Consider the following 20,581-nt stretch of genomic DNA (forward strand, 5'->3'; position numbering starts at 1 on the left):
GCTAGTTATGCCAATGAATCGATAATTTGCGCCAGCAATGGCCTTCGGGGCGCTGAAAATGGCATATGCACCGCAATTGACCAGCCGAATGCCTGCAATTGCATCCATTCGCGCCTCTGTTCTTGCCCCGCTTGTCGAACAAATCGACAGGCGCAGCGGCAAGACCGACCTTTTACTTGCCGCGCACGGACTTCTGCGCAGCCAGCTCGACGATCCCTATGCGATGATCCCCATGGCGCGTTACATCGAGATCTTCGAACACGCCGCGCTGATCACCGAGGAACCATCGCTCGGGGCACGGCTGGGAACCCTGTTCAAACCGAGCGATATCGGGCCGATCGGCATCCTGTTTTCAATTTCCGGCACAATCCGGGCGGGCTTCGAGCGGCTGGCCAAATATGTCAATGCCGTGCAGAGCGCGACCAGTTCCGGCGTGTTCGAGGAGAACGGCAATCTCGTCTGGAGCTACAGGCTCGAGGATGACCGGATGTGGCCGAGGCGGCAGGACAGCGAGTTTTCCGTTGCCGCCTCCTGCCAGCTGGTGCGCTCGTGTTTTACCAAAAGCTGGAAGCCGCTCGAAGTCCATTTCGAGCATCTTGCGCCCCGCGATCGTTCGCTTCTTGAGCGCATCTTCCGCTGTCCCTTGAAGTTCGGAGAGTCTGCCAACCGCATTATCGTTGCCGGCAGCAACGCATCCCGCCTCTATCGCCACGAAGACCCTGCGCTGTCGGCCGTGATCGAACGGCATGTGGTCGAACTTATGAGCAATACGCCGCCTCCCACCAGCACCCGTGAGCGGGTCTGCGCCCTGATCGGCATCTATCTCGGGCACAAGCCGATCACGTTGCCAGCCATTGCGGCAGAGTTCGGCATCTCAGTGCGCACCTTGCAACGACGTCTGTCTGAGGAGGGCACATCGCTTCGCGACCTTGTCCGCGATGTGCGCCAGTCCATCGCGTCCACCCAGATCGAAGCCCATGTGCAGAAGGCCCGCATTGCCGAAGTGCTGGGCTATGCGGATTCCACCGTGCTCTGGCGCGCCCGCCGGGGATGGAGCAACCACGAAGGTTAGCAGCATCGCTCTTCGGCCGAGGACGCGCTGCTCTTGTTGCCGCCTTGGCCGCCGGTCAGCCACCTGGTGATCAAGACAGCAATGGGCGTCTATAGAAGTCTACAGAATATCGCGGCTTTTCCGGATGTGTTTCACGCCGCTTATCACGTTGGTCGCGGATCACCGTCTTGGCGCCCTTGGCATCTTTCACCAGTACAAGTTCGAAAAGCAGCTTGTGATCGCCGGCCACAGCTGTCCACGAACACTTTCAGCCAGCACGTGATAGCGCAGGAACCGGTCGAAGACCGGGGACAGGCTGGCCATCCGCGTTGCGGAATTACAGGTCGAAACGACAGCTGTGCTCACATCTTCTCCTCGGCAATTTGCATCGCCGCTACCGCCACCTTCTGGCTCTGATCAAGTGGGTCTGAGTTGGCTTTCGATCAAGATCCATCGCACGCTTGGCCCGTCCACGAGGCGCCCGTAGCCTCCAAGGACAGCCTCCCGACGGGGGCCGTCGGGCGCGTTTATTATTGCGAATTTTGAAATGAAATCCCCAATATTAATGCAGTTGTTGTTTCCCCGTTTCACCCGCAATATCTCCCCATCAGACGAACACACGGATCGTCTGACAGCTAAAAACCGAGACAGCGGGTTACGCACATGATCGAGAACAGCTTTTCCATCACCCGTCGCAGCGTCCTGCTCTCCGGAGCTGCAGCGGCCGCTACAGCAGTATTTCCCACCACTTTTTCTCGTGCAGCAACAGCTGCCGCCAACCCCGATGAAGGAACCAGGACAATGAGCACGATCACAACCAAGGACGGCGTCGAAATCTTCTACAAGGACTGGGGCTCGAAGGATGCTCAGCCCATCATGTTCCATCACGGCTGGCCGCTCTCGTCGGACGACTGGGATGCGCAGATGCTGTTCTTCGTCTCGAAGGGCTACCGCGTCATCGCCCATGACCGCCGTGGTCACGGCCGCTCTGCCCAGGTTGCGGACGGTCATGACATGGACCATTACGCTGCTGATGCCTTCGCCGTTGTCGAGGCACTCGATCTGAAGAACGTCGTGCATATCGGGCATTCGACCGGTGGTGGCGAAGTGGCCCGTTACGTTGCCAAGCACGGTCAGCCGGCCGGACGTGTTGCCAAAGCTGTCCTCGTTGCAGCCGTGCCGCCGCTGATGCTGAAGACGGCATCCAATCCCGGTGGCCTGCCGATGGAGGTTTTTGATGGCATCCGCCAGGGCGTTGCCGAGAACCGCGCGCAGTTGTTCATCGATTTCCCGGCAGGACCGTTTTATGGATTTAATCGCCCCGATGCGAAGGTCTATCCCGGCGTCATCCAGAATTGGTGGCGGCAGGGCATGATGGGCAGCGCCAAGGCCCATTACGATGGCATCAAGGCATTTTCCGAAACAGATCAGACGGAAGATCTGAAGGCGATCACCGTTCCTGTTCTGGTCATGCATGGCGATGACGATCAGGTTGTGCCGATCGACAACGCCGGCAAGCTTTCCGTCAAGCTTGTCAAGAACGGCACGCTGAAGGTCTATCCCGGTTACCCGCACGGCATGCTGACAACGCATGCAGATGTTTTGAACGCAGACCTGCTAGCCTTCATTCAAAGCTAAACCTCCCAAGGGCCAAGGCCGCGACAGGTGTCTGTCGCGGCCATACTCTTTGATCCTTGCTTCAACTTTTGAGACGATGATGCTGCTGACCTCCGAACTTGTTGCCCTGACGATCAGGGACATCCGTGATGATGGGCCGGAGCCGGGCTGGACGCCTCTTTCCGACCAGGAGCTGGAGGCGCTCGTTGAGCAGATCGAAGGCGAAGCGGGTAACGATCCCCTGCTGATCTTTGCCTATGGTTCGCTGATCTGGAATCCGGAGTTTGAACCGGTCGACCGGCAACGGGGCACGGCTTATGGATGGCACAGATCGTTCTCCCTCAAGATCGAGCGGTGGCGGGCAACTAGCGACGCGCCGGGCCTGATGATGGCGCTGGAGCGGGGCGGTCAGTGCGATGGCATCGTGTTCGAGCTTTCGCCCGAGCGGCGGCGTCAGGATCTGCGTGCGCTTGTCGCGCGGGAAATCAGGTATCGCGAGGTCAGGGACATGGTGCGGTGGCTGTCTGTGCGAACCGCACACGGCACGCGCAGGGCACTGACATTCTGGGCGAGTACGAGGCGGCTCGGGCTGACCCGTCCTTTGCCCGCCGAAGAGGCATCCGCGCTGATCGCAGCGGCATGCGGGCAGGGAGGCTCCTGCGCCGAGTATCTTCATAAGACTATTGTCGATCTTCAGGCGGAAGGCATCCGCGACCGCAACCTGTGGCATCTGCAAGCCCTGGTCGCCGCAGACATCATCGCGCGCAAAAAAGCGTAAGATCAGCCCTTGCGGGGTCTTTGCCGATGGCTTTTACCTTCGCCAGCATCGGCGTGCTTCGAACGCCGACGCCGACCTGCAGAGCAAGGTGCTGGCCTACCACGATGGCCCTCAGAAGCCTGTTGTCCGCCACTTCCTGACGATCAATCGGCCAGGCGCGGCGTAAACAAATCAAAACTCTGCCACTTTGCCCCATGCGGATTGTGAGAAGCGGTTGGGATGATACGGGCGCGGATCGACCAGCGGGTCCGCTCCCGTGACGATATCGGCGATCAGATGGCCAGCACCGGGGCCAATGCCAAAACCGTGGCCACTGAACCCGGCGGCCAGGATGAAGCCGGGAACGGTGGGTGTCTCCCCGATAGCGGGCACACCGTCAGGGGTGGAATCGATATAACCGGCCCAGCTTGCGGCGATGCGGCGCCCCTTCAGGGCCGGCAGCAGGTCTGTGGCGCGCTCATAGGTCAGCCGGATCGTGCCGTGATCGACGGCCGGATCGAGGATCCGCATGTGTTCCATCGGGGTCGGACGGTCGAGCCGCCAGCGCGAACGGCTCTCATGGCCGCTGCGCATGCCCTCAAGGCCGCCCGGCGAGAGGGAACGCCAGCGGCGCAGGAACATCGGCAGGAATTGTGGTGCAAAGCGGATCTGTTGCGGCGTCAGGTCCACCCGGCCACGGCCGCTGATGGCAAGCGTATGTCCACCGTCGCCCCGACGGGTCACCGAAACGTCGGCGGTATGGAGCGCATCGGGAAGTGCTGCGTCACCCGCAGCCACAGAGAGAATCGACGACCGGATAGACGCCTGGGGAAACCGGATGCCGAGTTGGCGGCAGAAGGAGGACGCCCAGGCACCGCCGGAGAGGATTGCGGTTCCGGTGCGGATCGTACCATGCTCGGTGACAACGGCTGAAAGCCGGCCGCCTTGGGTCTCGATGCCGCGGGCTGCGCAGTTTTGAAGCACCGTTCCGCCGAGCTTGATGATGGCGCGCGCGACGGCCGGTGCGGCGCGCGACGGATCGGCTGTGCCGTCACTTGGCGAAAATACGCCGCCTTGCCAGGCGCGCCCGGTCGCCATCCCTCGTTCCGTGGCAGAGACGCTGTCCAACATATGGGTGGTGACGCCGACGGTGCGGGCGAAGTCCCGCCACTTCGACCAACCGGCCAGTTCTTCCTCATTATTGCTCAGATAAAGGAGCCCGCAGCGGCGAAATCCGGTGTCTTCCCCGCTGTCCTGGCCGAATTGTTCCCACAGGTCGAGGCTTTTCGTTGCCAGGGGCAGTTCGCGCGCATCGCGGTTCTGCTGGCGGCACCAGCCCCAATTGCGGCTCGACTGTTCGGCGCCGACACGGCCCTTTTCCAGCAGGACGACCTTCATCCCTCTTCTTGCGAGATAATAGGCGGTAAAGACGCCGACAATGCCGGCTCCGATGATGACGGCATCGGCCGAGCGGGGCAGTTCATCTGGGCTTTCCACAAGCATAAGCGGCGCTGGCATGGCTGTCGGTCTCCTTGTCGCGCCACAAGCATACTGTCTCGTCCCTTCCAAGGATGCCGCATGTTCCCGTTGCGCAGCAGAAGATTCCGTAGCGGCGCATCAATGCCGATGATCGTGCGGCAAGCCTCTGGGCAGAATGGAATCGACAAGCTTGCCCATAGTGTTAAGCTCGTTCGAGAATTTCTGCAGCATATAATTCCGCAGCCTTTTCGGCGCCTATCGGAGACGAGCGTAGATGAAACTCGACAGGATCGACATCAAGATTCTCTATGAGCTGCAGAAAAATGGCCGCATCACCAATGTCGAGCTTGCCGACCTGGTCAACCTGTCGCCCAGTCCATGCCTGATGCGCGTCAAGAAGCTTCAGCAGGAAGGTTATATCGTCGGCTATTCCGCGCAGATCAATATTGGCAAGCTCGGTCAGACGCTGACGGTCTTTACCGAAATCACCCTGAAGAACCACCGCCAGATCGATTTTGCGCGGTTCCTCTCCGTTGTGGAGAAGATCGATCAGGTGATCGAATGCCATCTCGTGTCGGGCGGATACGACTATCTCATCAAGTTCGTCACCGCCGGCATCGGCGAATATCAGGGGATCATGGAACGGCTGACCGACATGGATATCGGTATCGACAAATACTTTAGCTTCGTCGTGCTGAAGTCGCCGATCGTCAAGGCGCATATGCCCTTGACCAGCCTGTTCCCGCTATAGGGTCTTTCGGCTCGATCTACAGAGTGCAGACGGCCGCAAATGGCTGCCCATGTCAGGTGTGGCCATATGTCCTGACCAGCTCCGGATCAAGTTCGAGCGCATCCAGCCAGGCCGGATCGAGTTTCGGAACCGAAGAAAACAGCAGTTTCGAATAGGGATGCTGCGGTGCCTTGAGCTGTGCCGGTGTGATCTCCTCGACCTTTCGGCCTCCATACATCACGACGATCTCGTCGCAGATTGCTTCGACCACCGACAGATCGTGGCTGATGAAGATATAGGACAGCGAAAGCTCGCGCTGCAGCTCCTTCAGAAGACTGATGATGGCTGCAGCTACCACCGTGTCGAGAGCTGACGTGATTTCGTCGCAAATGATCAGCTTCGGTTCGGCGGCAAGCGCGCGCGCAAAGTTGACGCGTTGTTTCTGACCACCTGAAAGCTCTTGTGGCCGCCGGTGGCGAAGCGATTTCGGCAGATGCACCATATCGAGCAACTGGTCGATGCGGGCGTCTTTCTGTTTGCCCTTGAGGCCGTGGTAAAATTGCAGCGGCCGGCCGAGGATCTCTTCAATCGACTTTTCCGGATTAAGCGCCGTGTCGGCATATTGGAAAACGATCTGCATTTCGCGCAATTGATCGCGACTGCGTTGCCGTACAGTGCCTGCAAGCTCTCGGTTGTCGAAAAGGAGATTGCCGGAATACGCAGGCAGGATCCCGGCAATCGTGCGGGCAAGCGTTGATTTCCCGCAACCGGATTCCCCGATGATACCGAGATTGCGGCCCTTTTTGACTGTCAGGCTGACGTCCTTTACGGCCTGAACGAGCGGTAGTCCGTCCGGCTGGATCGGGCCGTAGCCCGAAACGAGATCACTGACCTCGAGAAGGACTTTTCGGTCTTCCACCCCAATCTCATGGTCACGCGGCTTGGGTTCGAAGGCCGCCAACAGTTCGCGCGTATAGGGATGCTGGGCGCGCGACAAAATATCAGCCGTTGTGCCGGCTTCCTGCACTTTACCATTGCGCAGGACGACGATGCGGTCGGCAATCTGCGCGACGACGGCAAGATCGTGCGACACGTAAACACCCGAAATGCCGCCCGCCTTCATCACCGACTTGAAGGCCCGCAGCACCTCGATCTGGGTGGTGACATCGAGGGCGGTTGTCGGCTCGTCGAAGATGACAAGCTTCGGGTCGCCGATGAGCGCCATCGCGGCCGATAGGCGCTGGAGCTGGCCACCGGACACCTGGTGGGGGTAGCGGCTGCCGATCGTTTCTGGATTGGGCAGCGAGAGCGCGCGAAACAGGTCGATGGCTTTGTGTCGCGCTTCATCGACCGGCATCAGGTGATGGATGCGGGTGACTTCGATCACCTGGTCGATGATGCGTTTGGCGGGATTGAACGCCGCGGCTGCCGACTGCGGCACATAGGCGACCTGCGTGCCCCGGATGCCGGCGCGTTCACGTTCGCTCAGCGTCACCATGTCCTTGCCGGCGATCCGGACCTGGCCGCCGCAAATGCGGCAACCCGAGCGGGTATAGCCCATGAGCGTCAAGGCGATGGTGGTCTTGCCCGATCCGCTTTCGCCAATCAGCGCAACGATTTCCCCGGGCGCGATATCCAGGCTTACGCCGTTGATAATGTCGACGCGACGGCCGGAATCGGTGGTGGCCTCGACTTTCAGATCACGGATTTCGACGAGATTTTCCATTCAGGCGCTCCGGTCGCGGATTTTTTGCGGCAGGTTGTCGATCAGGAGGTTCACGCTGATGGTCAGGCTGGCGATTGCCAGAGAGGGAACTATGACGGCAGGGGCGCCGAATGGCAGGCCGCCGACATTTTCATGCACAAGCGCGCCCCAGTCTGCATAAGGCGGTTGTACGCCGAGACCGAGAAAGGACAGTCCGGACAGCAGCAGCACGATGAAGACGAAGCGAAGACCGAGATCCGCAAGCACGGGCCCGATGATGTTCGGCAGGATTTCCGAGCCGATGATGTAGACCAGCCCTTCGCCGCGGGTGCGCGCGACGGTGATATAGTCCATGGTGTTGATGTTGACGGCGAGCGCACGGGCAAATCGATAGGCGCCGGGCGTGTAGATGACGGCAAGCGTGACGATCAAAACGGTAATGGATGAGCCGACCGCTGCAACAACAACCAGGCCTGACAGCTTGCCTGGGATGGAGTTCAGGGCATCGAGAAACCGGCTCACTGCCGCATCGAACCATCCGCCCACCACGGCCGCAGTCATGCCCAGCACGACGCCTGAAAAGCAGGCGATCGAGACGGCGGCAAGCGATATGCCGACGGTATAACGGGCGCCCATGAGGATCCGGGACAGCATGTCACGGCCCAGATAGTCCGAACCCAGCCAGAACCTGCTGCTGATGGCACCGAAATAGTCCTCGTCAACGATTTCGCCAACCGGGTGGGGAATGATATGTGGCGCAATCAGCGCCATGATCCCCCAGAAAAGCATGATCGACAGGCCGATCATGCCGACCCAGCTGAACCGGTAACCGAACTTTTGTGCAAGGGTGACGGATGGGGTCATGATCAACGCAGCCTCGGGTTGGCCAGGATGGCAATGATGTCTGCAAGCGTGATCAGGCTAAGATAGCCGACACAGAAAATCATCGCGCAGGTCTGGATGAGCGGCAGGTCACGGGTGGCCACTCCGTCGACCATCAGCTTGGCAATGCCTGGATAATTGAAGATGGTCTCAACGATGATCACGCCGCCAACAAGATAAGACAGCGAAAGAGCAACGGCATTCACGATCGGCCCAACGGCATTTGGCAAGGCGTGACGCAGCACCATACGGGGACGGGAGGCGCCCTTCAGAAGCGCAGTTTCCACATAAGGCGTATTGATTGTATCGATGACGGCAGCGCGGGTCATGCGGATCATCTGTGCCGCGACAACGAATGTCAGGCTGATCACCGGCATGGCGAAGACTTTCAGCATTTGGCCGACCGACGTCACATCATTGGCGAAAGAGAGCGCCGGTAGCCATTTCAGATAGACCGAGAACACCAGCACCGCCGAGGTGGCAACCATGAATTCCGGGATCGAGATGATACCGATCGTCAGGATCGTGACAGCGCGGTCATAAAGCGAACCGCGAAACATCGCCGCCGTGATGCCAAGCGTCAGCGCCAGCGGTACGGAGAACAAGGCGGTGATGCCGGCAAGCCTCATCGTGTTGACAAAACGGCCGCCAATCAGGTCGGCAACTGCGACATTGTTGACGTAGGAAGTGCCGAGATCACCACGGAACAACCCGAAAAGCCAGCGCAGGAAGCGCAGGTAGGCGGGGTCATCAAGGTGCATGGCACTGCGCAGCCCGGCAACGGCTTCGGGTGTTGCTGCTTGGCCGAGCAGAATGGTTGCCGTATCGCCCGGCAACATGGCTGTGGCAAAGAAGACTGCAAATGACACGATCAGCAGTGTCAGGGCAGCGATCAGCAGTCGAACCGTAATGAGGTTGAGGACATACGTGCTCAAGAATGGGCCCCCTGCTGGATAGAGTTTTAACATGGCGGACAATGCCGCGGCGCGAAAGTCCGGCGGATGGTGATTTGTCGGCCAAATGCCGATCCGCTATGGACGAAGGAGGCAAGGCGCCTTGGGGCACCTTGCCATCCCGTTGCGTGTCAGGCGTCCAGCCAGACATATTCGGCAAAGGCATAACCCATCTGGCCACCCAGCGGGTTGGCTTCCAGGCCTTTTACCTTTGCCGAAAGCGCGTCGACGTTGGACAGGAAGACGGGGATCACAGTGCCGGCTTGCTCGGAAATCATCACCTGCATTTCGTCATAGATCGCCTTACGCTTTGCCTGGTCGAGAAGGCCGCGCGCCTCTACCAGCATTGCGTCGAATTTCGTCGACTTGAACTGGCTCTCGTTCCATGGCGCATCGGACGAATAGAGCAGCGAAAACAGGATATCCGGCGTCGGGCGGGGGTTGATATTGCCGAAATGCACGGGCGCCTTCAGCCAGTAGTTCGACCAATAGCCGTCGGATGGCACGCGCTGCACGTCAAGTTTCATGCCTATGTCAGCGCCCGCCTGTTGAACCAGTGTGGCCATGTCGACAGAAGCGGTTGCCGCATCGGACGCGACGACCGGGATCGACTGGCCGATCAGTCCAGCCTTCTGGAAATGGAACTTTGCCTTTTCCGGATCGTAGGCCTTCGGTTTCAGGTCGGCATTGTAGTATATGCTTGCTGGCGATATCGGCTGGTCATTGGCAAGTTCAGCAAGGCCGCGCATGACCGATTTCTGGATCTGCTCGCGATTGACCAGGTTCTTCATGCCGGCCACGAAATCGGCCTTGTTGCCCGGCTCCATGTCGAGACGCATGTTGAGGTTGGTATAGTTGCCGGACGTGGTCTGCGACAGCGCAAAACCGGGCTGGCTTTCCACCAGCTTCATCGAACGCGGCTTGATGGACGCTGCCAGATGAATGTCTCCCGAAAGGAGCGCATTGACTCGGGCATTGTCATCGCTGATGGCGAAATATTCAAATGACTCGAGATATGGGCCTTGGGATTTGAAGTAGTTGGGGTTCTTGACCGCAACGGACTTGACGCCCGGCTGGAAGCTCTCAAGCTTGAAGGCACCGGTGCCGATGCCCTTGGAAAAGTCCGTCGTACCGTCCTGAACGATCATGAAATGGTGCATCGCCAGGATGGTCGGCAGGTCGGCATTGGGGTTGGCCAAGGTGATTTCCACCGTCAGCGGGTCGACAGCCTTGACGCTGGTGATCTGCTTGGCAATCGAGTTGACCTTGGAGCCGACGTCGGGGTTCAGGTGTCTCATCAGCGAGAACACGACGTCTTGCGACGACAATGTCTTGCCGTCATGGAAGGTGACGCCCGAGCGCAGCTTGACCGTCCAGACCTTGGCATCCTTGCTTTCGACGCTTTCGGCCAGCTCCATCTGGGTCACGCCGCCTTTATCGAGGAAAGTCAGGCGATTGTAGAGTGCGCAGCAGCGTACGTAGTCGGTCGAAAGAGACGCCTTTGCCGGATCGAGCGTGTCGGCCGTCGATGCCGACCAGCCCGCAGCCTTGAGGTGGCCACCCGATGTCGGCGTGGCGGCGAGCGCACCGGTGGCACGTCCGAGGATAGCGCCGCCGGCAGACAGCGCCACGCCGCCGGCCAGCAGCATGTGGAGAAGCTCGCGGCGCGTGGCGCCGCGGCGAATGGCATTTTCAACCATCGCGTCGTCGGATGGGGTCCAATTGAGAGTTCTATCGGTCATGTCATTCCCCTTTTTTGTGGTCTGGTTATCGCGCCGCCTGTCTTGACGCAGGCTTGGCTCGTCTTTGTGATAATGGTCGGTCAGCTCCGTGCGGCAGTCGCGGCATCGGCAAGGCCGGCCATTGAGGTGAAGTGGTAGTCCGGCTTGGTGAACTGCGCCGGTTCGATCGTTCCGCCATACCCCTTTTGGGCGTGGCGCCGTTCGATCCAGCAATTGGTCATGCCGAGGTCACGCGAGACGCCGATGTCGTGGTACTGGCTCTGGGCGACGTGCAGGATATCGTCCTTGCTGGCCCCTTCACCGGAAACGAAATCGAAGACGTGATGAAAGAAGGCCGGATCGGGCTTTTCGGTGCCGGTATCGTCGGCGGTGAACGCGGCATGGAAGGGATTGCCGAGTTCTGCCGAAAAGTGATCAAACGCCCAGCGGCGGGCATTGGTCATGGCGATCAGCCGGTAGTCGCGGGCAAGCCGCGCCATGGCCTCGGCACTGTCTGGAAAGGCTTTCCACTTTTTTGCGGAATCGCGCAGACGCTCGCCATGGGCCGTATCAGCCGGCAGGCCGAGCTTCGGTGCGATGGCCAGGTAAACGCGCACCAGATCGTCCGGAAACAGATCGGCATCTTCGGCATAACGGGCAGCCCGGTAGAGGCTCAGTGCTTCTTCGTCGTCAATCGTCACGCCCGCTTCCGCCGCCATCTCATTGAGGCAGGAGGTCAGCCCGCCTTCGAAATCGATCAGCGTTCCGACGACGTCGAAACTCATGTATTTGAATTCTGGCAGCGACTTGCTCAAGTTCAGATCCCCAGTTTCGGACGCTTGAATGCGCCATCTCGGCATGCACGACGAAAGATTATGCTGTTCCCGGTCCCGAACGTTGCCGGGCTTGTCTCAAGGCCCTGAAATCAAGGGGGCTGGGCCTTTGTATTGCTGAGAGCTTGCCACGTCGGCCGTATTGTTTGCGCCGAATCGAGGCCACGGCACGGCACAAAATTCTAAAATGCAGGGCGCCGCGATATTTCGGGACAAACTGCCAAGCCCCCATCAGTCCTTCAACGCCCGGCGGACATCCGGATCCTCAAGCGTCTGGTCGAGGGTCTCGACGGTCCGCTCGAGAATGGCGTCGATATCATCATCGGTGCAGCACAGCGGCGGGGCATAACCCAGCACGCCATTGGCGAAAGCACGGATGATAAGCCCGTTGTTCCAGGCCCGGTCGAAGATGCGCCGTGCCGGCTGGGCTTCGACCGGCAGGGGCGCCTTCGTCTTCTTGTCGCAAACCAGTTCGATGGCTGCCAGCAAGCCCCGGCCGCGCACGTCGCCAACCAGAGGGTGATCGCGCAGTGCCTCAAGACCGGCCATCAGCCGCGCACCGGCCTTTACGCCATTTTCCAGCAGGCCGTTTTCGTAAAGCCGGAGCACTTCCAGGCCAACGGCGGCGCTCACGGGATGTGCCGAATACGTATAGCCGTGGCCGACTGCCGATGCGCCGGCGCCATCCGCAATCACCTGATAGACATGGTCGGCCATGAACACGGCACCCATTGGCACATAACCGGAGGTCAGGCCCTTGGCCGTCGTCATGAAATCGGGAACGATTTCATCTTCCGAGCAGGCAAACAGCGGACCAGTACGGCCAAAACCGGTGATCACTTCGTCGGCGACGAAGAGAATATCGAGTTCGCGGCAGAGGTCCCGCATGGCCTTGAGCCATCCCTTCGGGGGAACGATGACGCCGCCAGACCCCTGGATCGGCTCGGCATAAAACGCTGCGACCCGGTCCGGGCCGATGGCCTCGACCTTGGCGCGCAGGGCTGCAAGCGACGCCTCGATAATCGTCTGTGCATCCTCGCCCGCGGGATTGCGATAGGGATAGGGGGAAGGAATTTTATGCTGCCAATCGAACGGAATACCGAACCCGGCATGAAAATTCGGAAGGGCCGTCAATCCCGCGCCGACCGTGGAGGAGCCGTGATATCCCTGTTCGATGGAAATAAACTGGTCGCGTTGGGGTTGGTGCTTGGCAATCCAGTAATAGCGGATGAATCGGATCGTGCTGTCGATGGCGTCCGAGCCGCCAAGGGTAAAGTAGATATGGTTGAGGTCGCCGGGCGCGCGGTCGGCAAGTTCTGAAGCAAGACGGATCGCCGGTTCGCTGCCGAGGCCGAAATAAGCCGTCGCATAAGGCAGTTCCCGCATCTGGCGCGCTGCCGCCTCGACGATCGATTCATGCCCATAGCCAGCGTTCACACACCACAGGCCGGCGAAGCCGTCGACGAGTTGCTGACCGGATGCATCGGTCACCGTCGCACCCTTGGCGCAGGTCAGGACACGCACACCTTGCTGTTCATGTCCCCGGTAGGAGGCGACCGGATGGATGAGGTGAGCGCGGTCAAGCTCGATGAGGGAATTGTTCAACATTGTCATCTCCGGGTCAGCCGAGTGCTTGATTGGCAAGGGCAAATGTGGTGACCGCCGACGTGGCGGGTCGAGCGATCGCAGGCCGGGCCATGGCAATGCCGCCGCCGACAGGGGCAAGGCCCAGATCGGTAAGCCAGGGGGCAAGGCCGGTTTCAACGCCGGTATCGACGCGCAGGAAAGCGCCTGTCCGGCTGCTGATGAAATGGGAGACAAGGGACTTGGCGTCATCGAGATTTGCAGCGACCACAGGGCCGATCACGTCGCCCCGACCGAAGCTGCGAACGGCGGCAAATGCCGAAATCTGGCTTTCGCGGCGGATCACGGCATATTGGCCGACATCTGCCAGTTTGCGAATGAGCGAGGTGCGGTCGGCGCCGTAGGCCTGCCTGTCGAGGTCGATAATGCTCGAAAGGTCTCCGGCATTTGCAACCTGAATGTTTTGAGGCGCAGCGATGGCAAGGGCAGTGCCCTGATGCTGGACGATGGTGCCGGTTTCCCGAAACCCCAACCGTTCATAAAGCGGCAGTCCATCAGCCGTGGCGACAAGGCGCAACGGCCGGTCACCGGCAAGCGCCATTGCCGCTTCCATGAGCCGTCGCCCAAGGCCGCGTCCGCGCATGTCCTCATCGACGATCACCATGTTGATCGTTGCACAGTCACGACCGTAGGACGTGAGCAGGATTGTGCCAACGACATCGCCGGAGCCCGTGATCGCGACGAATCCATCGCTCAGTGCCAAGGCCAGTTGCCAGTCTTGCGGCCGATGCGGCCAGCCGGCCTGTCGCGACAGCCGGACGGCATCCTCAAGATGCTCCACGCCGATGGGCGCAATGGCGATGTCGATAATCTGCATGGGGTCGTACCTTCATTTCCTGAACACAAGTGTTGCGTTCAACGGGCCGGTGGATTGTCTGAAGGCAGCACCGGCAGCGATATCTTCAGCCGTAGGAGCAGGTGGTCGCCGCATCTTATGCTGTGAGCCGCGCATAAGCGCCGCTCGAAAGGAATTTCCAAACCCGATTGGGTGCTCCGTGCCCAACCAAATGCCATTCCGGCCGACAGATACGGAACTTTCTGCTTTCAAATCCCGCGATTCAGTCGACGCGGTCGCCGGAAGACGACCTATGATCCAGTCATCAGCAAACCGGCTCCAAGGCCCCGCCCTATCGAGGACGACGCGCATGACAACCTTCCGCCCGAAATACATCACCTTCGACTGCCACGGCACCCTGATCAATTTCCAGATGGCGGAAGCAGCGCGCGACCTCTATGGAAACCGTCTTGATGAGCCGAAAATGCTGGAATTCATCAAGAATTTTGCCGCCTACCGTCTGGACGAGATTATGGGCGACTGGAAGCCCTATGCGGACGTGGTTCACAATGCGCTGGAGCGGGCCTGCAAGCGCAATGGTGTCGCCTTCAGGGACGAGGACGCCCGGTTCGTTTATGAGCGGGTACCAGGCTGGGGGCCGCATGCGGATGTGCCGGCGGGTCTTGCCAAGGTCGCCAAGGAAATCCCGCTGGTCATTCTCTCCAATGCGATGAATGCGCAGATCATGTCGAATGTCGAAAAGCTCGGCGCACCCTTTTATGCCGTCTACACGGCCGAGCAGGCAAATGCCTACAAGCCGCGCTTTCAGGCTTTTGAATATATGTTCGACATGCTCGGCTGCGGTCCAGACGATATCCTGCATTGCTCCTCTTCCTTCCGTTACGACCTGATGTCCGCCCATGATCTCGGGATCAAGAACAAGGTCTGGGTCAACCGCGGACATGAACCAGCCAATCCCTACTACGGCTATGTCGAGATCGCTGACATCTCTGGTCTGCCTGGTGTCGTCGGGCTCTGAGGAAAGACAAAACCATGAAATACCTCTCCTACTGGCACGATACGGCATCCGCCTTCGATGGCGCTGTCGAAGGGCCTATCGAAGGTCACTACGACGTCGCGGTGATCGGCGGCGGCTTCACCGGGCTTGGCGCGGCACGGCAGCTTGCCAGGGCCGGGACCAAGGTGATCGTGCTGGAGGCGGAAACCGTCGGTTACGGCGCCTCCGGTCGCAATGGCGGCCATCTCAACAATGGCCTGGCGCACAGCTATCTTGCGGCAAAGGCGGAGATCGGCAAGGAGCGCGCCATTGCGCTCTACCAGGCGCTGGATGCTTCCATCGATACGCTGGAGGTCATCATTGCCGAGGAGGGTATCGACTGCAATTTCCGCCGGGCAGGCAAACTGAAGCTTGCCTCCAAGCCGCAGCATTTCGACAGCATCGCGAAGAATTTCGAGGCTGTTCATGCCGAAGTGGACCCCGATACGGCACTGCTTTCGTCCGCAGACCTCAAGAATGAGGTTGGCTCGCCTTTCCATGGCGCGATGTTGTCGAAGAAGAGCGCGATGATGCATATGGGCCGTTATGTTGTCGGCCTGGCCGGGGCGGCACGCCGCAGCGGTGCGGTCATTGCCGAGAAGGCGGCGGTCACGGAGCATACCCAGCCGGGCGGCCGGCATGTTCTGAAGACGGCAAGGGGAATTGTGACGGCGGATCAGGTTCTGATCGCCACCGGCGCCTATACCCGCCCGAGTTTCCGCTACTTCCGCCGCCGCATCATCCCGGTCGGCAGCTTTATCATCGCCACACGGCCGTTGACGGATGCCGAAGTCGCAGCGACCATGCCGGGCAACCGCACCTGCGTGAACTCGATGAATATCGGCAATTACTGGCGCCTTGCGCCGGATAACCGGCTGATCTTTGGCGGCAGGGCGCGTTTCTCCGCCACGTCCGACCAGCGATCCGATGCCAAGGGCGGCGCGATCCTGCGCGACAGCCTCGTCCGGCTCTTTCCGCAACTGGCCAAGGTCGAGATCGACTATTGCTGGGGCGGGTTGGTCGACATGACCAGCGACCGGTTTCCGCGGGCGGGTTATCACGATGGGGTGTGGTTTGCGATGGGTTATTCAGGCCATGGCGCACAGCTGTCCACCCATCTCGGCATGACCATGGCCGATGCCATGCTCGGACGGCCGGATCGCAATCCGCTGAAGGGCCTCGACTGGCCGGCGGTTCCCGGCCATTTCGGCACACCCTGGTTCCTGCCGCTGGTGGGGCTCTATTACAAGGCGCTCGACCGGTTCCAGTAACGCCAAGTATGGTCTGGGGCTGGCACGCAAAAGGAGGAGTTGCATCGGCAACTTCCCCTTTGCTTTCATGAAGATTATAAAAGGCTCAGGCGAGCCCGCCGATGTGCAAGGATTTCATTTCCAGGTATTCCTCGATGCCGGCCCTTGCACCTTCACGGCCGAGGCCTGACTGTTTGACGCCGCCAAAGGGGGCGACTTCGGTGGAGATGGCGCCGGTGTTGAGGCCGATCATGCCGAATTCCAGCGCTTCGCCGACACGCCAGGCGCGCTTCAGGCTTTCCGTGTAGAAATAGGCGGCAAGGCCGTAGGGCGTGCCATTGGCGATTGTCAGCGCCTCTTCCTCGGTTTCGAAGCGGAAAAGCGGCGCCACCGGGCCAAAGGTCTCCTCACTGGCAAGCAGCATGTCCGTTGTGGCACCTGTCAGGACCATGGGCGCGGCATAGTGTTCGCCGGCCGGCATGTCGGTGCGGCTGGTCACAATCGTCGCGCCCTTGGCGAGCGCGTCTTCGACATGGCGGTTGATCTTGGCGATGGCGGCTTCGTTGATCATCGGTCCAATGGAAACACCCGCTTCGGTGCCGGGTCCGACCTTCATGGCGTTGACGCGGCTGCTGAGTTTTTCGGCAAAGGCCTCATAGACGCTGGCCTGCACGAGAATACGGTTGGCGCAGACGCAGGTCTGTCCGCCATTGCGGAATTTGGAGACGATGGCACCTTCAACCGCCAGATCGAGGTCGGCGTCATCAAAGACGATGAAGGGCGCATTGCCGCCAAGTTCGAGCGAAAGCCGCTTCACGCTGTCGGCTGCGCCGCGCATCAGCAGCGAACCGACACGGGTTGAGCCGGTAAACGAGATTTTTCGCACCATGTCGTTCGCCATGATTTCGGTGCCGATGTCTGTGGGCATGCCGGTGACGATATTGATGACGCCGTGAGGTATGCCGGCCTTTTCGGCGAGCCAACCAAGTGCCAGCGCTGAAAAGGGCGTGAATTCGGAAGGCTTGATCACTACGGTGCAGCCGGCGGCAAGCGCAGGGGCGATCTTGCGGGTGATCATCGCATTGGGGAAGTTCCAGGGCGTGATGATGCCGCAAACGCCGACCGGCTCCTTCAGGACGACGATTCGCCGGTCCGGGGTGGGCGAGGGGATGGTGTGGCCCTCGATGCGCCGGGCTTCCTCGGCGAACCATTTGACGAAGGAGGCGCCGTAGCGGATTTCACCGCGGGCCTCGTCCAATGGCTTGCCCTGTTCTGTCGTCAGGATCAGCGCAAGGTCATCGATGTGCTCAAGCATCAGCCCATGCCAGGCTTCCAGCAAGGCGGCCCGTTCGGCATGGGTTTTCTTCTTCCAGGGGGCATAGGCGGCAGAGGCTGCGTCGATGGCCGCGCGCGTCTCGGCCGTGCCCATGTCCGGCACGGTGCCGACCGCGGATTGGGTGGCCGGATCGATCACGTCGATCGTGTTGCCTGACGCCGCCGGCATCCACTGGCCGCCGATCAAGGCGTGTTGCCGAAAAAGCCCGGGTTCTTTCAAGGTCTGCATCGTTTTGTCCTGTCCCAATGGATCAAAGTGCCGCGAGAATGGCGGCGGTAATCGCTTCTGTCCGGTCCTTGCCTGGAATGGTGCCGATGCCGCGCGCCGTGGTGCGTTCGATGGCCGCCATGATGGCAGCGGCCGCGTCGGTTTCGCCCAGGTGGTCGAGCATCATCGCTCCAGACCAGATGGTGGCGATCGGGTTGGCAATGCCGAGATGGGCGATGTCGGGCGCAGACCCATGCACCGGCTCGAACATTGACGGTGCGCTTCTGTCCGGATTGATGTTGGCGGATGCGGCAAAGCCCAACCCGCCCTGGATGGCGGCGCCAAGGTCGGTGAGGATGTCGCCGAAGAGATTGGAGGCAACGACGACGTCGAGGCTTTCCGGCGCCATGACCATGCGCGCGGCCATTGCGTCTATGTGGTAGCTCGTCACTTCGATATCCGGATACTCGGCTGCGAGCTGATGGGTGACATCGTCCCAGAAAACCATCGAGTATTTCTGCGCGTTCGACTTGGTGACGGAGGCAAGTGTTCCGCGGCGGTTGCGCGCCTGTTCGAAGGCGAAACGCAGGATACGTTCAACGCCTGTGCGGGTGAAGATCGAGGTTTCGACCGCCACTTCATCGGCTGTGCCCTGATGGATGCGGCCGCCGGCGCCTGAATATTCGCCCTCGGTGTTTTCACGGATGCAGAGGATGTCGAAAGCGTCGGCCCTCAGCGGCCCCTCAACCCCCGGCAGCAGGCGATGGGGGCGGATATTGGCATATTGCACGAAGCTCTTGCGGATCGGCAGCAGGAGGCCGTGCAGCGAAACCGCATCCGGCACCTGCTGCGGCCAGCCAACCGCGCCGAGCAGGATCGCATCGAAACGGCGCAGTGTCTCGATACCATCTTGCGGCATCATCGCGCCGGTTTCCTTGTAGAAGGCGCAGGACCAAGGAAATTCGGTGCCATCAAGTACAAAACCGGCCGAGCCGGCAGTCTTTTGCAGCACGGACCAGGCAGCAGCGGTGACATCGCTTCCGATGCCATCGCCTGGAATAAGGGCAATCCTGTGGGTTTTCATCGTGGGCATGTCCTCAAAGTCTGATCAAGACGCTTTTGCTTTTGCGGTTGGCCAGGAAGGCTTCGCGGCCCAGATCCTTGCCGATGCCGGATTGCTTGTAGCCGCCGGTCGGCAGGATATGGTCGCGCGAGCGGCCGTAACGGTTGACCCAGATGGTTCCGGCCTGAAGGCTGCGGGTGAGCCGGATCGCCCTGGAAAGGTCGCGGGTGAAAAGCCCGGCGGCAAGTCCGTAGGTGGGATGCGCGGCCAGCGACAGCGCTTCGTCTTCCTCGCGAAAAGTCTGGAGCGTCAGCACAGGGCCGAAGATCTCCTGCGTCACGGCCGGCGATTTTTCGTCGACGCCCGCAATCAGCGTCGGTGCATAGAAATAACCGGGCGCATCCAACGGCGCGCCGCCAGTCAGACATTCACCACCAGCGGCAACGGCTGCCGACACAATCGAATGGATGCGCTGACGCTGCGGGTCTGAAATGATGGGCGAATATTGCGCTGCCTCATCCCAGGTCGGCAGGGGATGAACGGCATTCATGTGGCGCAGGATTGCGTCGACAAGCGGCGCTGCGACGCTCTCTTCGACGATGAGGCGTGATCCGGCAACGCAGGCCTGTCCGGCATTGCTGATGATGCTCGTGGCAATTGCGGCCGCCGCCTTGTCAAGCTCGGCATCGGCAAACACCAGTTGCGGGCTCTTGCCGCCGAGTTCCAGCGTCATGGGTTTGATGCCGGTGCGGGCGACGTTTTCCATGATGGCCGAGCCTGCACGCGTCGAGCCGGTGAAGCTGATCTTGGCGATGTCGGGATGGCCGGTGATGGCATTCCCGGTCACCTGGCCATCACCCAGGACAACATTGATCAACCCGGCCGGCAGGCCGGCGCGCACGGCAAGGTCGGCGAGATAGATGGCGGAAAACGGCGTCATCTCGGAGGGCTTCAACACCACGGCATTGCCGGCAGCAAGCGCCGGTCCGAGCTTCCACGCGGCCATGGAAATCGGGAAGTTCCAGGGCGTTATGGCGCCGACCACTCCGTAAGGCTCGGTCATGGTCATGCCGAGATTGCCGTCATCGGTCGGCACGAGGTCGCTGCTTTCCTTGTCGGCAAATTCTGCAAAGAAGCGGATCTGCTCGGCGGAAATGGCAATATCGCCTTCGATCAGGTGGCCGACCGGCCGGGTCGAGGACAGCGCTTCGAGCCGGGCAAGCGTCACCGCTTCCTTCTCTATCATATCGGCCCAACGATGCATCACGTTCAGCCGCTCGCGGGGGCGAACGCCGCCCCAGTTGCTTGTCTTCAGTGCGGCCTTGGCCGTCTCGACCGCATGGTCGACCATGTCAGCGTCTGCCCGCGGGCAACCGGCATAGGACTTGCCATCGGAGGGCCGGTGCATCGGGATGACGCCATCGGCCGGGATGAGGGTATCTCCGATGAAATGCCCGATCGGAAGGGACAGGCTGGCTGGATCGAAACTCAGGGTCATCGGAAGTACCTCGGATCGCTGTC

17 protein-coding genes and 2 pseudogenes are annotated in these 20,581 nt (G+C 60.5%); 7 read left to right on the forward strand and 12 right to left on the reverse strand.

Annotation, left to right across the window (positions count from 1 at the left end):
- The first annotated feature begins 58 nt into the window (after positions 1-58).
- Positions 59-1,072 (forward strand): AraC family transcriptional regulator, encoded by a 1,014-nt coding sequence (locus tag AC4CWH_RS21975; RefSeq protein WP_491286487.1) that lies wholly within the window; start codon positions 59-61, stop codon positions 1,070-1,072.
- Positions 1,073-1,171: 99 nt separating this feature from the next.
- On the opposite strand, the pseudogene AC4CWH_RS21980 reads toward AC4CWH_RS21975, so the two are convergent.
- Positions 1,172-1,408 (reverse strand): annotated as a pseudogene (locus AC4CWH_RS21980) (GntR family transcriptional regulator); the annotation flags it as partial.
- 444 nt (positions 1,409-1,852) lie between these two features.
- Between AC4CWH_RS21980 and AC4CWH_RS21985 the strand changes: the two are divergent.
- The 3 genes and pseudogenes from AC4CWH_RS21985 to AC4CWH_RS21995 form a co-directional block, all read left to right on the forward strand.
- Complete coding sequence (locus AC4CWH_RS21985; protein WP_491286486.1) at positions 1,853-2,689, forward strand: alpha/beta fold hydrolase; 837 nt, start codon at positions 1,853-1,855, stop codon at positions 2,687-2,689.
- Positions 2,690-2,768: 79 nt separating this feature from the next.
- On the forward strand, positions 2,769-3,446 hold the full coding sequence (locus tag AC4CWH_RS21990) for a gamma-glutamylcyclotransferase (RefSeq protein WP_491321488.1): 678 nt from the start codon (positions 2,769-2,771) through the stop codon (positions 3,444-3,446).
- Positions 3,447-3,480: 34 nt separating this feature from the next.
- A pseudogene (locus tag AC4CWH_RS21995) lies at positions 3,481-3,612 on the forward strand (MFS transporter); the annotation flags it as partial.
- A 5-nt stretch (positions 3,613-3,617) separates the two neighbouring features.
- Here the strand turns inward: AC4CWH_RS21995 and AC4CWH_RS22000 are convergent.
- Positions 3,618-4,943: an NAD(P)/FAD-dependent oxidoreductase gene (locus AC4CWH_RS22000; RefSeq protein WP_491321489.1), complete on the reverse strand. Its 1,326-nt coding sequence runs from the start codon at positions 4,941-4,943 to the stop codon at positions 3,618-3,620.
- 235 nt (positions 4,944-5,178) lie between these two features.
- Between AC4CWH_RS22000 and AC4CWH_RS22005 the strand changes: the two genes are divergently transcribed.
- Positions 5,179-5,655 carry an Lrp/AsnC family transcriptional regulator gene (locus tag AC4CWH_RS22005; RefSeq protein ID WP_491286483.1) on the forward strand — a complete coding sequence of 159 codons (477 nt, stop codon included), beginning with the start codon at positions 5,179-5,181 and terminating at the stop codon, positions 5,653-5,655.
- Between the two features lie 52 nt (positions 5,656-5,707).
- Here AC4CWH_RS22005 and AC4CWH_RS22010 read toward each other — a convergent pair whose 3' ends face one another.
- The 7 genes from AC4CWH_RS22010 to AC4CWH_RS22040 all read right to left on the reverse strand — a co-directional run bounded on the left by AC4CWH_RS22010 (position 5,708) and on the right by AC4CWH_RS22040 (position 14,189).
- Positions 5,708-7,360 carry an ABC transporter ATP-binding protein gene (locus AC4CWH_RS22010; protein WP_491321490.1) on the reverse strand — a complete coding sequence of 551 codons (1,653 nt, stop codon included), beginning with the start codon at positions 7,358-7,360 and terminating at the stop codon, positions 5,708-5,710.
- Positions 7,361-8,203, reverse strand: coding sequence for an ABC transporter permease (locus tag AC4CWH_RS22015; RefSeq protein ID WP_491286479.1), 843 nt, complete (start codon positions 8,201-8,203; stop codon positions 7,361-7,363). It lies immediately after the preceding gene.
- 2 nt (positions 8,204-8,205) lie between these two features.
- Entirely contained in the window at positions 8,206-9,156 is a 951-nt protein-coding gene (locus AC4CWH_RS22020) for an ABC transporter permease (RefSeq protein ID WP_491321491.1), read from the reverse strand.
- A gap of 149 nt (positions 9,157-9,305) precedes the next feature.
- Positions 9,306-10,916 (reverse strand): ABC transporter substrate-binding protein, encoded by a 1,611-nt coding sequence (locus tag AC4CWH_RS22025; protein ID WP_491321492.1) that lies wholly within the window; start codon positions 10,914-10,916, stop codon positions 9,306-9,308.
- Positions 10,917-10,996: 80 nt separating this feature from the next.
- Complete coding sequence (locus tag AC4CWH_RS22030; protein ID WP_491321493.1) at positions 10,997-11,710, reverse strand: HAD-IA family hydrolase; 714 nt, start codon at positions 11,708-11,710, stop codon at positions 10,997-10,999.
- 249 nt (positions 11,711-11,959) lie between these two features.
- Entirely contained in the window at positions 11,960-13,336 is a 1,377-nt protein-coding gene (locus tag AC4CWH_RS22035) for an aspartate aminotransferase family protein (protein WP_491321494.1), read from the reverse strand.
- 13 nt (positions 13,337-13,349) lie between these two features.
- Entirely contained in the window at positions 13,350-14,189 is an 840-nt protein-coding gene (locus tag AC4CWH_RS22040; RefSeq protein WP_491321495.1) for a GNAT family N-acetyltransferase, read from the reverse strand.
- A 328-nt stretch (positions 14,190-14,517) separates the two neighbouring features.
- Between AC4CWH_RS22040 and AC4CWH_RS22045 the strand changes: the two genes are divergently transcribed.
- Both AC4CWH_RS22045 and AC4CWH_RS22050 read left to right on the forward strand, forming a co-directional pair.
- Entirely contained in the window at positions 14,518-15,186 is a 669-nt protein-coding gene (locus AC4CWH_RS22045; protein WP_491321496.1) for a haloacid dehalogenase type II, read from the forward strand.
- Positions 15,187-15,200: 14 nt separating this feature from the next.
- Entirely contained in the window at positions 15,201-16,475 is a 1,275-nt protein-coding gene (locus tag AC4CWH_RS22050; protein ID WP_491321497.1) for an NAD(P)/FAD-dependent oxidoreductase, read from the forward strand.
- Between the two features lie 85 nt (positions 16,476-16,560).
- Here the strand turns inward: AC4CWH_RS22050 and AC4CWH_RS22055 are convergent, their stop codons facing one another.
- From AC4CWH_RS22055 to AC4CWH_RS22065, 3 genes are read right to left on the reverse strand one after another with little or no spacing between them, the layout of a single operon-like run.
- Positions 16,561-18,018, reverse strand: a complete 1,458-nt coding sequence (locus AC4CWH_RS22055) for an NAD-dependent succinate-semialdehyde dehydrogenase (protein ID WP_491321498.1) — start codon at positions 18,016-18,018, stop codon at positions 16,561-16,563.
- A gap of 22 nt (positions 18,019-18,040) precedes the next feature.
- On the reverse strand, positions 18,041-19,081 hold the full coding sequence (locus AC4CWH_RS22060; RefSeq protein ID WP_491321499.1) for a tartrate dehydrogenase: 1,041 nt from the start codon (positions 19,079-19,081) through the stop codon (positions 18,041-18,043).
- A 13-nt stretch (positions 19,082-19,094) separates the two neighbouring features.
- Positions 19,095-20,558 carry an aldehyde dehydrogenase family protein gene (locus tag AC4CWH_RS22065; RefSeq protein ID WP_491321500.1) on the reverse strand — a complete coding sequence of 488 codons (1,464 nt, stop codon included), beginning with the start codon at positions 20,556-20,558 and terminating at the stop codon, positions 19,095-19,097.
- Positions 20,559-20,581 lie beyond the last annotated feature (23 nt).

The organism is Neorhizobium sp. PAMB6716 (assembly GCF_058242805.1).

What these genes read in the sequence shown, in the direction of transcription:
- AC4CWH_RS22005 (WP_491286483.1), top strand. Translation starts at nt 5,179, where the DNA reads ATGAAACTCGACAGGATCGACATCAAGATTCTCTATGAGCTGCAGAAA.
- AC4CWH_RS21985 (WP_491286486.1), top strand. Translation starts at nt 1,853, where the DNA reads ATGAGCACGATCACAACCAAGGACGGCGTCGAAATCTTCTACAAGGAC.
- AC4CWH_RS22060 (WP_491321499.1), bottom strand. Translation starts at nt 19,081, where the DNA reads ATGAAAACCCACAGGATTGCCCTTATTCCAGGCGATGGCATCGGAAGC.
- AC4CWH_RS22065 (WP_491321500.1), bottom strand. Translation starts at nt 20,558, where the DNA reads ATGACCCTGAGTTTCGATCCAGCCAGCCTGTCCCTTCCGATCGGGCAT.
- AC4CWH_RS22040 (WP_491321495.1), bottom strand. Translation starts at nt 14,189, where the DNA reads ATGCAGATTATCGACATCGCCATTGCGCCCATCGGCGTGGAGCATCTT.
- AC4CWH_RS22000 (WP_491321489.1), bottom strand. Translation starts at nt 4,943, where the DNA reads ATGCCAGCGCCGCTTATGCTTGTGGAAAGCCCAGATGAACTGCCCCGC.
- AC4CWH_RS22035 (WP_491321494.1), bottom strand. Translation starts at nt 13,336, where the DNA reads ATGTTGAACAATTCCCTCATCGAGCTTGACCGCGCTCACCTCATCCAT.
- AC4CWH_RS22010 (WP_491321490.1), bottom strand. Translation starts at nt 7,360, where the DNA reads ATGGAAAATCTCGTCGAAATCCGTGATCTGAAAGTCGAGGCCACCACC.
- AC4CWH_RS22025 (WP_491321492.1), bottom strand. Translation starts at nt 10,916, where the DNA reads ATGACCGATAGAACTCTCAATTGGACCCCATCCGACGACGCGATGGTT.
- AC4CWH_RS22050 (WP_491321497.1), top strand. Translation starts at nt 15,201, where the DNA reads ATGAAATACCTCTCCTACTGGCACGATACGGCATCCGCCTTCGATGGC.
- AC4CWH_RS22015 (WP_491286479.1), bottom strand. Translation starts at nt 8,203, where the DNA reads ATGACCCCATCCGTCACCCTTGCACAAAAGTTCGGTTACCGGTTCAGC.
- AC4CWH_RS21990 (WP_491321488.1), top strand. Translation starts at nt 2,769, where the DNA reads ATGCTGCTGACCTCCGAACTTGTTGCCCTGACGATCAGGGACATCCGT.
- AC4CWH_RS22045 (WP_491321496.1), top strand. Translation starts at nt 14,518, where the DNA reads ATGACAACCTTCCGCCCGAAATACATCACCTTCGACTGCCACGGCACC.
- AC4CWH_RS22055 (WP_491321498.1), bottom strand. Translation starts at nt 18,018, where the DNA reads ATGCAGACCTTGAAAGAACCCGGGCTTTTTCGGCAACACGCCTTGATC.
- AC4CWH_RS21975 (WP_491286487.1), top strand. Translation starts at nt 59, where the DNA reads ATGGCATATGCACCGCAATTGACCAGCCGAATGCCTGCAATTGCATCC.